The following is a 14,817-nucleotide window of genomic DNA, read 5'->3' on the forward strand; positions in this document are numbered from 1 at the left end:
CGTCCGCAGCTTCTTCATCACCATTGGGACGGCTATTCGGACAGCAAGCTGAACAGATCCTCCAGATCGTCCTGCGAAATTTCCCCGGAGCTGACGTCGCTCGATGTCAATTCGGACTTTTTCTTCGTCAGGCAGTGCTCCATCAACTGAAGGAGATGATGCTTGTACCGTTCCGCCAGCTGTACGATCGTCGCGCGTTGAAACCGGTATGGATTGTAATCGAATCGTACCGTGAGGCAGCCCGTCTGCACGATCGCATTGATGCCGATCGCATGCATTCGTTGTGCATTCGGGCTGATTTGCTGTCCCATCGGATCCCGTACAATGGAAAATGCCGAAACACCCTCCTGATCGATTTGCCCCAAATAGTTGAAGCTGATTTCCGGCTCGCAAGCGGACTCGGGGCTGTTTCGCCCGTCTGCGCTTGTGTCGCCCATATATCGCCAAATCCCATAACCGATACCTTTGTGAGGCACCGAGCGGAGCTGCTCCTTCACGGCAATCAGCGGATGCCGGGCACGATCGAGCGACAGCGTGACGGGATATTGGCTCGTAAACCAGCCGACCGTACGGGATACGTCCAGCTGCGGAAAGAGCGGCTCACGTCCGTGTCCTTCAAGCTGAATCCGGACTCGTTCGTCCCCCGTCCATTCGGCGACCGCTAACGCAAGCGCGGCAACAAGCAAGTCCTCCGTTTCGGTATGATAAGCATGATGCACTTTACGCAGCAGCTGCTCGGTTTGCTGTTCGGATAGCGCAACGGTGCACACTTGCGCCAGTCCGACGATATCCGTTTCGGCATCGGTATCCGGCAGATCGCGGGGAAGCGATGCGAAGGCCTTCGCCTCCGAAGTCATCCAATACGACAGCTCCCGCTGCAGCTGCTCGCTTGACGCATATCCCTCAAGCGCCTTCGTCCAAGCTTGATACGAATGCGTCTTTGCAGCGAAGGAGACCGTTTCGCCCCGAACCGCTTGCTCATACCCTTCGGCCAAATCCTCCAGCAAAATGCGCCACGATACGCCGTCGACCACCAAATGGTGGATAACGATCAGCAAGTAATCGCCGTCCGCCGCATGGAACAGCTTGGCTCTGACGAGCGGGCCTTCCTGCAGGCTAAGCCCGGCCTGCTGCTCGTCGGCCAGCTGCCGCAGGCGCTCCGGCTCATCCCGGACACTTGCGGGCAGCTCCGCCGTTTCGAATCGGAAGCTTTGCGCAAGCTCATCCTCATCAATGCTGCGGTTTTCTTGAACGAGCCGCCCTTCCGACTCCACAACCTTCATCCGAAGCGCATCATGATGCACGACGAGCCGTTCCAGCACTTGCCTGAGCGCCTGCTCCTCCCAGCCCGATTGCCGATGAAGCAGTACGGACTGGTTGAAATGATGACTGTCGGTAAAATTCCGCTCGAAAAACCATCGCTGCACCGGCCCCATGACAACTTCACCCGTAACGGGCTCTTGCGGTGCGGCGGCCGTCAGCGGCTGTACGCGGCAGGCGAGCTCGGCAATTGTCGGATACGAGAAAAAGTCTCTGACTCCGAGCTTGTACCCGTATTTTTGCAGCCGTGCCGAAGCTTGAATCGCTTTGATGGAATCGCCGCCCAAGTGGAAAAAATGATCGTGAATGCCGATTTCCGGTACGGCAAGCAGCGAGCTCCAAACGGACGCGAGCAGCCGTTCGATTTCGTTTGCGGGAGCTTCGAATTCGGCCCCGCTTGTGCTCCGGTCCGGCTCCGGCAGCGCTCTCCGGTCCAGCTTCCCGTTCGGCGTCAGCGGAATCCGATCCAGTGCGACAAAATAGTGCGGGATCATATAGTCCGGCAAGCTGCGGGCCAGCTGTGACCTCATCTCCGCCACCGTCCAAGGCCGGTCGGATACGAGATAGGCGCACAGCTGCATGGAACCGTTCGTATCCTTCATTGCCGTTACTACGGCATCTTGCACCGGCTCCAGCTCCTGCAGCCGATGCTCGATTTCCCCGAGCTCGATCCGGAAGCCCCGCACCTTCACCTGCTGGTCCAATCGGTCGATGTACTCGATCGTGCCGTCAGGCAGCCATTTGACGAGATCCCCGGTACGATACATCCGTTCCCCCGGCTCGAACGGGCACGGCACGAACTTCTCCGCCGTCAGTTCCGGTCGGTGCAAATAACCGCGGGCCAAACCGCTTCCCGCAATACACAGCTCGCCCGGAACCCCGATGGGCTGCAGCTTGCCGAACGGATCAGTTACGTACAACCGCGTGCCCCGCATCGGCCTGCCGATCGGAAGCGAAACGGCATCCTCCGCGAGCGAATCAACGACATAGGCAGTGGCGAACACGGTCGTTTCCGTCGGACCGTACCCGTTGATCAGGCGACCCGGACCGAGCAGCTTCAGCGCTTTTCGCACATGATGCACGGATGCTTTTTCCCCGCCGAACAACATGTATCGCACGCCCGCCAAACAGTCCGGCCTTTCGTCGATGATAGCGTTAAACAACGATGTCGTAGCGAAGAAGACCGTAATCCCCTTGTCGATGATGCATTGGGCCAACAGCGAAATGTCCGTCGCCGTCTCGTAGTCGATGATCACGAGCTGTGCGCCGTTCAGCAGTGCGCCAAACAGATCGATGATGGAGCCGTCAAACGCGTAATTCGAAAGCTGCAGCACCCGATCGTCTTCCGTAAACCGGACATAATTCGTCTGCTTCACGATGCGGCCGACGCCGGCGTGAGGAATGAGGGTGCCCTTCGGCAGTCCGGTCGTGCCGGACGTATAGATGACGTAAGCCAAATGATCGGGCGTACAAACAGCGGGCAAATTCGTGCCGTCGCTGTCATAAAGGCCGTTGTCATCCATACGGAGCACGCTGCACGGCGCATCTGCAGGCGCTTCGATTCCCTCGCCCGCCAGTAGCAATAAGGCGCCGCAATCGCCCAATATGTAACGGATCCGTTCCTGCGGAGCGTTCGGATCAATCGGAACATAGGCGCTGCCGGATTTCAAAATAGCCATCATGCCGACGACCATATCGATCGAGCGATGAGCCATGAAGGCGATGAGCCGGTCCGGTCCCGCACCGAGCCTGCGCAAGGTTCGTGCCAGACGATTCGCCTTTTCGTTCAGCTCGCGGTACGTCAGCCGCTTCTCCTCATGGACGACGGCGATGCGCTCGGGAGTGAGCGTTACCTGCTCTTCAAACCAGTCCTGCAGGGTGCGCAGTTCGTCGGCTTCCACGCGGCCGTCCGCATGGAACCGCAGAAGCTCCTCCTGCTCCGCTTCCGTCAAGATCGCGAGCTCGGCCAGCTTCCGCTCGGGGTGCGCGGCCATTTGCTCCAGCAATTGCACATAGTGGCCGCCGAACCGGCGCATCGTCGCCTCATCGAACAGCGCAGCGCCATATTCCGCCGTAAAGCTCAGCTCCTCGCTGCCAAGATAAGCCTCCAGCAGCAGATCGAACTTGGCCGCTATGCCTTTGAGCGGCTCGGGTCTTACCGATAATCCGCCGAACGACATTCCGTCTACGTCCAAATTTTGCAAAGAGAAGACGGTGTCGAAGAGCGGATTTCGGCTAGCATCCCTCTGCACCTGCTGCCGCCGGACGAACTCTTCGAATGGGAACTGCTGCCGCTCGATCGCTTCTATTGCGGCCGTCTTGACCTGCTGAATATATTCGGTAACGGTAAGATCCGGGCTCGGGAACGTGCGCACCGGAATCATGTTGACAAACATGCCGACGATACGCTCCACACTCGGATGCGACCTGCCGGCTACAGGACTGCCGACGACGATATCGGCCTGCCCGCTGTATTTGGCCAGAAGCGCCTGATACGCTGCAAGCAGCACCATGTACAGTGTCGCTCCCTCGCGCTCCGCCAGCTTCGTCAGCGCATTCGTCAGCGTCGGCCCGGCGGCGAAAGTGACGTGCGCTCCTTGGAAGCTTTGCACGGCGGGTCTCGGCCGATCGGTCGGCAGGTGCAGCACAGGAATGTCGCCGGAGAACCGCTCCTGCCAATACTGCTCTTGCTCGGCCATTCGGCCTTCACGGAGCTCCCGCTGCTGCCAGACCGCATAATCACGATACCGCACCGGCAGCTCCGGAAGCCGCGGGGACGCAGGCTGCCCGGACGTATGCCGCAGTGCAAGCTCGTAAAGCTCGGCGATCTCATTCATTAAAATATTCATCGATACCCCGTCGGAAACGAGGTGATGCATATCGAACAAGAGGCAAGATTCGTTCGGACCGGTCGGCGTCCATACGGCACGCAGCAGCGGAGCCTGGCTCAGATCGAACGGCCGGATCCATGCTTCGGCCCACTTCCGCACGTCAGCAGCAGTCTGCTCGGATATGTCCAGACGGAACGGCACCTCACGATGCACCCGTTGTACGGGCTCCCCATCGTTCCATTCGAAGCTCGTTCGAAGCGCTTCATGCCGCTCAATCAGCCGGTGAATCGCCTGCTCGAGCGCCTGCAGATCGACGCTGCCTTCGATCCGGAACAAGCCCGGCATATTGTAGGCCGTCCCAGTATCCTCCAGCTGACTGATGACGAAGATTCCCTTCTGCGCCGAAGACATCGGATACAGATCGGCGGCAGGAGCTGCCGGTATGACTCCGAAATTGGCCGAACGGGCCTCGGCGATATATTGTCCGACCTGCTCCAATACGCTGTGAACGAACAAGATGCGCAGCGGAATGTCGACACCGAACTGCTGGCGCACTCGGGCGGCCATCTGAGTCGCTTGCAGCGAATGCCCGCCCAGCTTGAAGAAGTCGTCCTTCGCCCCGACGTCCCGCTGCAGCACTTCGCTCCATATTCCGGCGAGCTTGGCCTCGATTTCATTCCTCGGGGCCACATATTCGGAGCCGCTGCCGACGCTGCCGTCCGGCTCCGGAAGCGCTTTGCGGTCGAGCTTGCCGTTCGCCGTTACCGGCATCGCCTTCATCCGCACGAAATGCGCGGGGATCATGTAATCCGGCAGCGATTCCGCCAGGAACTCGCGCAGCTCCCGGACGGTCAGCTCCTCGTTCTCCGCCTCCGGCACGATGTAGCCGCACAAATATTTGTCTCCGCCCTTGTCTTCCCGGTCGATGACGACCGCTTCACGAATCGCCGGATGCCTCGCAAGCCCGGCTTGAATTTCGCCAAGCTCGATCCGGTAGCCCCGGATTTTCACCTGATGGTCGATCCGCCCGAGAAACTCGATGTTGCCGTCCTGCATCCACCGCGCACGGTCGCCGGTGCGGTACATACGGGCTTGGCCGGCAGCCGATGCAGCGGGTTCCGCAGCTTGCCCCGCCGTCTCGGTTACGAACGGATCCGGCACGAAGCGTGCGCTCGTCAGCTGCGGATCGTCATAACCGACGGCGAGGCAATCGCCGCCGATATACAGCTCGCCAGGCACCCCGATCGGGCACGGCTGCAGACCGGGATCGAGAATATAGTAGCGGGCGTTCTGGATCGGCTTGCCGTACGGGATGCTCGCCCAATCCGGCTGCACCTCGCCGACCTCGAACGCGTTCGACCAGATCGTCGCTTCCGTGGCCCCGCCGAGCGCCAGTACGCGGACGCCGGGATACGCTTCCTTCAGCAGGCCGGGCAGCTTCAGCGGGATCCAATCGCCGCTCAGCATGACGAGCCGCAAGCTGCCGCCTGCCGGAAGCGGAGCGTCAAGCAGCAGCGGGGCGAGCTGCTGCAGCGCCGCCGGCGCGGAGTCCCACACCGTAATCGGCTCCTCGCGAAGCAGCTGCAGCAGACGCTCCGGCTGACGCACATCTTCAGCGCCTGCCAGACGGATCGTCCCCCCGGCCGTCAGCATGCCGAATACGTCGTACACCGACAAATCGAACGTCGGCGACGTGACGAACAGCACCCGGTCGTCCGCGCCCATACCGGTCTCCCGGTTCACCCAATCGATCAGATTGGATACCGTCCGGTGGGCGATGATGACTCCTTTCGGCACACCGGTCGAGCCCGAGGTAAAGATGACGTAAGCGGTATGCGTGGCGATTGCTGCGGCCGGTAAATCGGCGATATCCGCTTCTTGCAGCAGCTCGCCGGGCGCATCGACAAACAGCACATGCGCCAGCGCCGGGCAAACGGCGGACAGCGCGCTCGCAAGCGGGTTGAGCGTCTGCTCCGTCAACAGGTGCATCACGCCGAGCGTGTCGATAATCCGCTCGATCCGCGCCTTCGGCGTCGTCGGCTCCATCGGCACATAGGCTCCGCCCGATTTGGCGATGCCGATCATGGCGGCGATCATATCGACCGAACGGGACAGCATCAGCCCGACATACGAGCCCGGCTCGACGCCGGTGCGGCGCAAATAGTGGGCGATCCGGTTCGCCCGCTCATTCAGCTCTCGGTAGGTAATTACGGCACCGTCCGTCACGACGGCCGGATGATCCGGCCGTTCCGCTGCATTCCGCTCGAAGCCTTCATGGATAAGACGGTGCTGCGGGTAGTCACGCGCCGTATCGTTGAACGTATGCACAACGAGCTGACGCTCCCGTTCGCCAACCATCGACAGCTCGCGTACCGGCTTGCCGGGATCAGCCATGGCATGCCGGATGAGCTGAAGCATTCTCCCGCACAGCTGCTCCATCTCATGCTCGGTGTACACCTGACTGCGATAATCGAAATCGAGCTGCAGCGTGCCCGTTCCGATATGCTCCTTAATATGAATCGCAATGTCCAGCGCTTCCGCGCCGGCGAATAAAGCGTCGATCTCGCACGTCAGACCGGGCCTGCGCACGAAGTCCATAACCTGATACTCCATCAAAATATGAAACAGCCGGTCCAATCCGCGATCCCGTTCCTTCAGCTCCGTAAACAGCACATCGAACGGATAACGCTGATGGCGAATGAGGCTTGCCTGCTCTTTGCCGACCAGGCCGACCCATTCGGCAAACGTCATGCCGGCTTCGACCTTGAGGCGGATCGGCGTCGTGGAAGTAAACATCCCCAGCGTCATTTTCTCCCGGGCGTTCGTCCGATTGAGGAAATTGGTCCCGACGACCAAGTCCTCCATCCCCGTTGCTTTGTACACATAGATGTAGAAGGCCGCCAAAAATAGCGTAAACAAATTCGTCTGTAGCTCACTGCAAAGCTGACGCAGCTGCTGCAGCAGCGGTGCCGGCAGCGGATAGCTGTACCGCCCCGCATCCGTGCTGGCCGAATACATGTCATACGGCTTCAGCTGCGTCGGCTCCGGCAGGACGGCGAATTTTTGCAGCCAGAAGCTGCGGTCCTTGGCGAAGCGGGGCGAAGCTTCATACTGCCGTTCGTTCACGAGAAATTCCAAATAGCCCGGCAGCGCCTCCTCCGCCTCATCTACCGTCTCTCCCCGACCGAGCGCCAAATACGTATCAATGATCTTGTTAACCGTCAACACCATCGAATGGCCGTCGGAAACGAGATGGTGCTGCTTGAGCAGCAGCTTGGCCTTGCCGCCGGGCAGCAGTCCGATATGAAACGAACAGAGCGGCGAATTCATGAGCTCGAACGGGATCCGGAAATGCCGCATCATCCATAATGTCGCTTCCTGCTCGCCGCCCACCGTAAAGTCGATCTCTTTAACGGGAACATCGTATTCGCTGACGACGTATTGGTACGGCACCCCGTCCGCCTCGGTAAACCGCAGCCGCAGCGCTTCGCTCGTTCGGACGAGCTGCCGGACCGCTTCCCGCAGACGCCCGATGTCCAGATCATCCGCCTCCAAGCTCATAATGCCGCCGATCGTAGCCATGCTGGTGCCGGGAAACGTCTTCTCCGTAAACCAGATTCGTTTCTGTGGATGAGTTAGCTCATGCAAGTTCAAGTTCGGAATCGTATTGTTCATATCCATTTCCTCCTGTCCCTTACCTTACGGTTGAATACGCGCTTCGAATCGAATGTCTTGCCGCTTAGGATCCGCCGCCTCCAGCAGGCTGGAAGGCTGATCCTTCAAATAGCGGTTGAAAAATGCCAGCGCATACCGGTTAATGTCGGCGTGAACGTCAGATGCAGACCTTTCAAGAGCAAGAAGCGGCGAAAATAACGCGGCATCGCTGAAGCTGAGATGATGCGTGCCCGGGACGATGACCCGATACGCGTCCGCGCGGGCGCGGGAGTACACTTGTTCGATATGTCCTAGGAAATCGGCAAAATAACGCCACTCCGGACCGTCCTGCCGGCTCCCTCTCCCTACCTGCTGCTTTAAGCCGTCCCAAGTCCCCGAAGCCATAAGAAACATAACCGGCTGCGTCAGTTCCTGCTGCAGCACTTGACCGTAAACCGTCCCGTCCATGTCCAGGCCGGCTCGTAAACGGCGATCGAGCGCGAGCGCTTCGACGGCCGTCGATCCGCCGTCGGAATGGCCGAGGACGCCAGCCCTTTCCAGGTCGAGACGACCGTTCCAGAAGCCAAGCGGGTCCTGCCGGTTCCAGCGCTCCAGCTCATCCAGCACCGAGGTTACGTCCGCCGCCCGGACCCGGACAAGCTCGGCGCCCTCCTCGTTGCTCGGCATATCGGGACCGCCGTGATAGGGGGCGATACGCCCGTCCGGCAGCACCGTCTCCGAGGCCATATACGTATGCTGAACCGCCGCAACGATGTAGCCGTGACTGGCCAGCTCCTCGACCTGAAACAAGCTTTGGAAGCGCGAAGCCGAAGCGCCGTGCGAGAAGACGAGCACCGGATACCGCTGCTCGCCGCCGGATAGCGGCAGCGCCCGGACCGCGTGCGTGCGGACCCGGTCCCAATGACCGAACAGCCACGAAGGAAGGCCGGTGCTGGCGAACAAGGCGCGCCTCATCTCCTGCGGATACGGCTCGGGAATTATGTCCGATATCCCTTCGGTGCGTGCGGGATACCAGAAGCGCACGAGCAGCGAACGCCGGTCGGCCGAATCGGCGGTGAACGTCTCCTCCCGCCCGGTGACGATCCATCGTTCCGTCGTCCCTACGGCATAGGGTCCGCTAGGCTGCGGAAGCTCAAATACGGGAAGCAGAACCGGGAAAACGCTGCCCAGCACGATGCCGGCCGCCGCGCCGGCCGCATAAGAACCTGTGCGAGCCCGGCCGCCGCGCCTCCTGCGCCAACCGTGCGTGATCCATAACAATCCCGCCATGCCCGCCCATGCCGGCAGCAGACCCAAAGCCGCGCCGGCCATGCCGATATGTCCCGTGAACAGCCATACCGCTGTAACGGCGGCCGCCACGACGACGAACCAAACGATTCGGGAAACAGTTACGTGCTGCTGCCTGGCTCGTTCTACCGGCGTCTCGATCATCATCTCACCTTCTCCAAACGGGATATCTGCTCCAGCGATTGAAGCCGCTGTTCGACAAGCTCGGCCTGCTTGGCGAGCTGCTGTTCCAGCCGCTCGATATGTACGGCCATTTTGTTCAGCTTCTCCTGAACAGGATCAGCCGGCTTCACCGCTTCGCCGCCTTCCGCCGCACGCTCGCCGCCCGGTCCTCCTCCCCTTCGCACGACCCTGCCCGGAATGCCCACGACCGTGCAATGCGGCGGAACTTCGTGCAGCACGACGGAGCCGGCGCCGATTTTGGCATAATCGCCTACGGTGAAAGGCCCCAGGATCGTTGCTCCCGAGCTGAGAATGACGTGATTGCCGATCGTCGGATGGCGCTTGCCGACATCCTTACCGGTTCCGCCCAGCGTTACGCCTTGATAGATCGTGACATGATCCCCGATCACCGCCGTTTCGCCGATGACGACCCCCATTCCGTGATCAATAAATACGCCCTCGCCGATAACCGCGCACGGATGAATCTCGATTCCCGTCAGCGCTCGGTTACATGCAGCCAGCATCCTTGCCGCCAGCCGGATTTTGCGGTTCATGAGCCAGTGTGCGATCCGGTGCAGCACCAGGGCGTGGAAGCCCGGATACACGAGGATCACTTCCAGCGCCGATTTGGCGGCGGGATCCCGGGCTAACGCTGCTTGAATGTCTTTTCGAATGGCGGATAGCATAATAGACTCCTTCCGATCTGATTGTTCATTCTTCCTCATTTTGTTTTGTTATTTTTATGTAAATAAAGTAGATATTTACATTATGGCCCATTATCGTTTAGTATGAGTTTGAAATTAATCTATTATTTCGGGAGGAATACTAATGATTTGGTTGCTGCTTGTTGGAGTTGGGATCGAGATTACCGGGATTGTATGGGACACGCTGTATCACGAGCGATTCGGCTATGACGAGCTGTATATGATTCCGCCGGCCCATTACATGGATTTGGTCGGAGCTCCGTTTTTGTTCATTATGTCCATCCTGCTTCTGCGCGGTAAGAAAGCTCCAGCCTGGCCCTTGTACTTTATTATCGCCGGCACCCTCATTCAAACCGTCGGCTGGGTGTGGGACAACGTCGGGTACCATCTCCGCGGAATTGAACCGAGCCCGCTTGCTCCGCCGCATATCGCCTTGAATATCGGGCTGCTCTTTATGGTTGTGTTTTCCATTACCGCCATCATCGCCAACGCCATCAAGCAAGCCAGAGCGAAATCCAGTTCGAAGCTGTCTGCGTAGAGAGGGGATTGCCGCGCGATGCTGCCCATTTTGAAAAATGTGAACTTTCTTTCCTTCTTCGCCTCTCGCACGTTAGCGAATTTTGCCGACAGCATATACTTCATCGCGTTATTGTGGACCGTGCAGACGACGTTCCATTCCCCGGCCTTCACCGGGTTTACGTTCACGGCTTTATCGGCGGCGGCGATGTTCAGCTTTGCGTTCGGTCCGTTGATCGACCGGTTCTCCGCTGCCGCACTATCCGGTATAGCTCTGCTCGTACAAGGCGTCATTTTGCTCGTCATCCCTAGTCTGGCCGGTCCGAATCCGCTGTCCTTTTCGATTGTGCTCATCTTGGTGCTGATCGCCGCCCTGTTCTCCGCGCTGTTTTATCCGGCGAATATGTCGCTCATTCCGCAAATCCTGGAGGACAAGGACAAGCTCGTACAAGGCAACTCACTCGTTTCCACATCGGATCAGCTGATCAACCTGATCGGCTTTCTGATCGGAGGCACATTGGTCGCTTGGATCGGGTCGAATCCGTCGTTTTATGCTGCATCCGCCGCCCTCTTCTTCGGTTCGCTGCTGTTTTTTGTACTGATGAGACGCTTGAAAGCAGTGAAGCCTAACAGCGGGAATGTCACGAATAGCGGGAATGACACTGCTGAGCGTCCGGCAGCCGGCTTTCGCGCCTATGCCGCCGAAATCAAGGAAGGCTTGCAGTTTCTATGGCGGAACACATTCCTTCGCGTGCTGATGCTGTTGAACGTGATCGCCAACTTTTCCGTATCCTTGCTCGTCATCGTGCTGCCTTCCCTCGGCGAATCGTACGGCTCGGCGTTTCATTACAGCGCTATCTACGTCGCCTTTTTCTTCGGCATGATTGTCGGCGCGCTGCTCACGAATGCCATCAAGAAATCCGGGCTGAACATATCGTTGTTCTGGATCGGAAGCGGCCTCGCGCTGCTGCTGTTCTATGTCCTACCGTTTGGGATCGGCTGGAAGGCCGGCTCCATCGCCTTGTTCGGGCTTTGCTCCGGCGTCGTGAACGTACTGCAAATGTCCTTCCTGCAGCTGCTGACCGAAGAACGGATGATGGGCCGGGTCATGTCTACGGTCACGACGATATCCAACATTGCGATTCCGCTCGGCAGCGTCATCGGCTCTTCGCTTGCGCTGCAGCTTCGCATCGAGACGATGTTCCTTCTGGCCGGACTTATGATCATATGCTGCGGTATCGTCATGCTGGCGATCCGCTCGGTTCGGAGCTATACCGCGGAAGCGTCTGCCCCCGCCCCTTCGCAGCCGACGGAAGCGGCCTTGTAACGCCTGCACAGGAACCGCCCGTATACCCGCGTTAACAGCGGGATATACGGGCTTTTTCTATGCTTCTGTCTTACCTCGATACGGTGCCTGCGGCTTCCGTCAGCATGCTGTCGCTCAGGGTGAAAGCCCTTGGGCCATGGATCAGCTCGCGAATCGATGAACACCAAGCTTCGTTGTAAATTGTGCTGGCATACCGTTCGCCCCGGTCCGGGAAAATCATGACGACCCGCTGCTGCCTGGAAAAGCTCCGCCCTGCAAAATAATGCCGTACCGCCGCATACACGGACCCTGACGATCCCCCGGCATACATGTAATGCTCCTTCATGAGCCGATGGCAGTGATCGATCGTGGCGATCTCGTCGACGAACACGACATCGTCATACCGCGCCTGCTGCAAAATATCCGGCACCATGCTGGAGCCGATTCCGGGGATATGCCGCTTGCGCGGCGTTTCCCCGAAAATAACCGACCCTTGCATATCAACGGCAATGACTTTGGCGTCCGGAAACCTCTCTTTCACCTTCGCCGATACGCCGGCGATAGTTCCGCCCGAGCTGACCCCAAGAAACAAATAATCGATCGTTCCCATCTCGTCGCAAATTTCGGTGCCGAGCGAATTGTAGTACGCTTCGGCGTTGAGCGGATTGCCGTATTGATTGATCCAATAGCAATCCGGCAATTCGCGCAGCAGCCGCTGTACGACGGCGATTCGCGTAAGCAGGTAGCCTCCGCTCTGATCGGGCTCCGTCACTTTAATCATATTGTCGCTCAGCTTGCTTATGATCAGTTCGTTTTCCGGCGAAATGTTCGGGTCGACCACACACCAAAATTTGAGACCCAAGCTCCTGCAATAATTCGATAAAGCTACGCCGAAATTGCCCGAAGACGATTCGATCATAATCGTGTCGCGGGTAATCGTCCCGCTGCGGAGCAGCTTGTCGAGAATGTACGAAGCGCTGCGGTCTTTCACGCTGCCCGTCGGGTTGAAGCCTTCCATCTTGGCGTACAAATCGATCTGCTCCAGCTCCGCATCGTTCATGCGAATCATGGGGGTTTGTCCTACCTTGTCCAGAATGGACGGATACGTCATTCGCTCCACCTCGTTTTCGCAAAATAGGTCAGGCTCATCACCGGCTTTGGCCATGCAGCTGCAAATCGGATCCTGCCGGAAGAACAAGCTCAGCGAGCGGCATGTCCGGATTATGGACCGTCTGCTCCAGCAATTGCACGAATTGCCCGAGCATAAGCCGGATCTGTTGCTCCTGCCAAGCCTCAGCCATATAGTCGAAAATAATCTCGATACCCCGTTCCCCGCGGTCCACCGCTCCGGCCGCCAGCAGTGCAACCATCAGGCTGCTGCGTTCCGGATAAGGCGTCAGGGTAAGGCCAGCGCTGTGCAGCTGCTGCGCCGGTTCGTTTTGCAGCTGGAACGAGACGTCGAACGGCGGTCTGTGCAGATCCGGCCAGCCGTTCTGCCGCAGCTTCCGCTGTAGAAGCTCGAACGGATAGTCTTGATGGTCGAACGCCTGCAGCACCGTTTCCTTCACCGCTTCCAGCAGGCTGTCCGAAGTGTCCGAATCACCGAAATGAACCCGAATCGCCAGCGCGTTGTCTAGAGGAGCGATCATCGGGACGGTATCGGGATGATTTCTGCCGCCGGCAGACGTGCCGATCACGATATCCGCTTGGCCGGACACCTTATGGAGCAGTGCTCCGAAGGCGGACAACAGCACCATATACAGGGTCGCCCCGCGCCGGACGGCCAGCTCTCGCAGCTCGCTGGACAGCTTGGGCTCCAGCAGCTCGGTCAGCTGCGCTCCTGCGCCGCCGCGCACAGGCTTATTCCCGGTGCGGTATGGCAGCTCGACGTAAGGCAGCGACCCAGCCAAGCGGTTCAGCCAATACGCTTCTTGCTCCAGCATGGCCCGCTGCTGCATGGCGGCTTGCCGCCATACGACGAAGTCTTTGTACTGAACCTGCAATGCCGGGAGCTGTTCGCCTTGATACAGCCTAAACAGCTCGGCGATCAGGATGCCGGTCGACAATCCGTCGGCAATAGAGCGATGCAGATCCGTCAGCAGCACGTGGCGGTCGTCCGCAATGCGTACGATCCCGACTCGAAGCAGGGGCCCTCGCTCCAGGTCGAACGGACGCACGAACCGGTCAATCACGCTTGGCAGCTCCTCTTCACGGGCGTTCTCGCTGGCAAGGTCGAATTCGCCGGCTTCGTGCACCTGCTGCCAAGCATCTTCCCCGTCACTCAGCACGAACGATGTCCGCAGCGTTTCATGACGCCGGAGCAGCCCACTGAACGCCTCTTGCAGCTTGTCGGCATCGAGCGCGCCTTCGATCAGGATAGCGCGGGTTACATGACCGCCTCGTTTGTCGGCGGCATACGTATACCATTCGACGGCTTCGGCCTGCGCAGCGGAGAGCGGAATCCCGTCCCTCATTGCAGAACGCGGAATCGCCTCCCACTGCCGCATACCCGATTCCGCCGCAAGGTAATCCGCCATCTGGCGTACGGTCGGATGCGTAAACACGATTCGCATCGGTACCTCCACCTGGAATTCGTGCTCCATTGCATGCAGCAGCTTAATCGCCAATAGCGAATGTCCACCAAGCTCAAAGAAATTGCCGTTCATACCGAAGGCCCCGCTACCGAGCACACGGCGCCACAGGTTGAGGAGCCGTGCCTCCAGCCCGCTCTGCGGAGGCTGCCAGCCCGCTGCCGTCCCGGTCTCCGCAGGCTGAGGCTTCGGCAGCGCTTTACGGTCGATCTTGCCGTTCGGCGTAACCGGCATTTGCTCCAGCCGCACGAAATGGGCCGGAATCATGTAGTGCGGCAAGCTTTCGCCGAGGAACGCCGCCAGCTCCGTTGGCGCCGGCGCTTCGGGTCCGGTGTAGTAGGCGCACAGCGCTGCTTCTCCGGCCCCGTCCTCCGGCTCCAGCACGACGACGACCGCCTCCGTCACCTGCGGATGATTTGCCAGCT

Annotated in this window: 7 protein-coding genes; 2 read left to right on the forward strand and 5 right to left on the reverse strand. The window is 59.3% G+C overall.

Annotated elements, in window-relative coordinates:
• Window positions 1–32 precede the first annotated feature (32 nt).
• The 3 genes from ACFFK0_RS21805 to cysE are packed head-to-tail and all read right to left on the reverse strand — an operon-like array spanning window position 33 to window position 9,961.
• Entirely contained in the window at window positions 33–7,826 is a 7,794-nt protein-coding gene (locus ACFFK0_RS21805; protein WP_377472487.1) for a non-ribosomal peptide synthetase, read from the reverse strand.
• A 24-nt stretch (window positions 7,827–7,850) separates the two neighbouring features.
• Window positions 7,851–9,260, reverse strand: coding sequence for an alpha/beta hydrolase family protein (locus ACFFK0_RS21810; protein WP_377472489.1), 1,410 nt, complete (start codon window positions 9,258–9,260; stop codon window positions 7,851–7,853).
• Window positions 9,257–9,961, reverse strand: coding sequence for a serine O-acetyltransferase (gene cysE / locus ACFFK0_RS21815; protein WP_377472490.1), 705 nt, complete (start codon window positions 9,959–9,961; stop codon window positions 9,257–9,259). The genes ACFFK0_RS21810 and cysE overlap by 4 nt, the downstream gene beginning before the upstream one ends.
• A gap of 142 nt (window positions 9,962–10,103) precedes the next feature.
• On the opposite strand from cysE, the gene ACFFK0_RS21820 reads away from it, so the two are divergent.
• Both ACFFK0_RS21820 and ACFFK0_RS21825 read left to right on the forward strand, forming a co-directional pair.
• Window positions 10,104–10,517: a hypothetical protein gene (locus ACFFK0_RS21820; protein WP_377472491.1), complete on the forward strand. Its 414-nt coding sequence runs from the start codon at window positions 10,104–10,106 to the stop codon at window positions 10,515–10,517.
• Window positions 10,518–10,535: 18 nt separating this feature from the next.
• Window positions 10,536–11,822, forward strand: a complete 1,287-nt coding sequence (locus ACFFK0_RS21825; RefSeq protein ID WP_377472492.1) for an MFS transporter — start codon at window positions 10,536–10,538, stop codon at window positions 11,820–11,822.
• A 70-nt stretch (window positions 11,823–11,892) separates the two neighbouring features.
• Here ACFFK0_RS21825 and sbnA read toward each other — a convergent pair whose 3' ends face one another.
• On the reverse strand, window positions 11,893–12,912 hold the full coding sequence (sbnA, locus tag ACFFK0_RS21830) for a 2,3-diaminopropionate biosynthesis protein SbnA (RefSeq protein WP_377472493.1): 1,020 nt from the start codon (window positions 12,910–12,912) through the stop codon (window positions 11,893–11,895).
• Window positions 12,913–12,949: 37 nt separating this feature from the next.
• On the reverse strand, window positions 12,950–14,817 hold a 1,868-nt coding region (locus ACFFK0_RS21835), incomplete at its 5' end, for a condensation domain-containing protein (protein WP_377472494.1).

The organism is Paenibacillus chartarius, from assembly GCF_042432825.1.
In the GTDB taxonomy this organism is placed as follows: domain Bacteria; phylum Bacillota; class Bacilli; order Paenibacillales; family NBRC-103111; genus Gordoniibacillus; species Gordoniibacillus chartarius.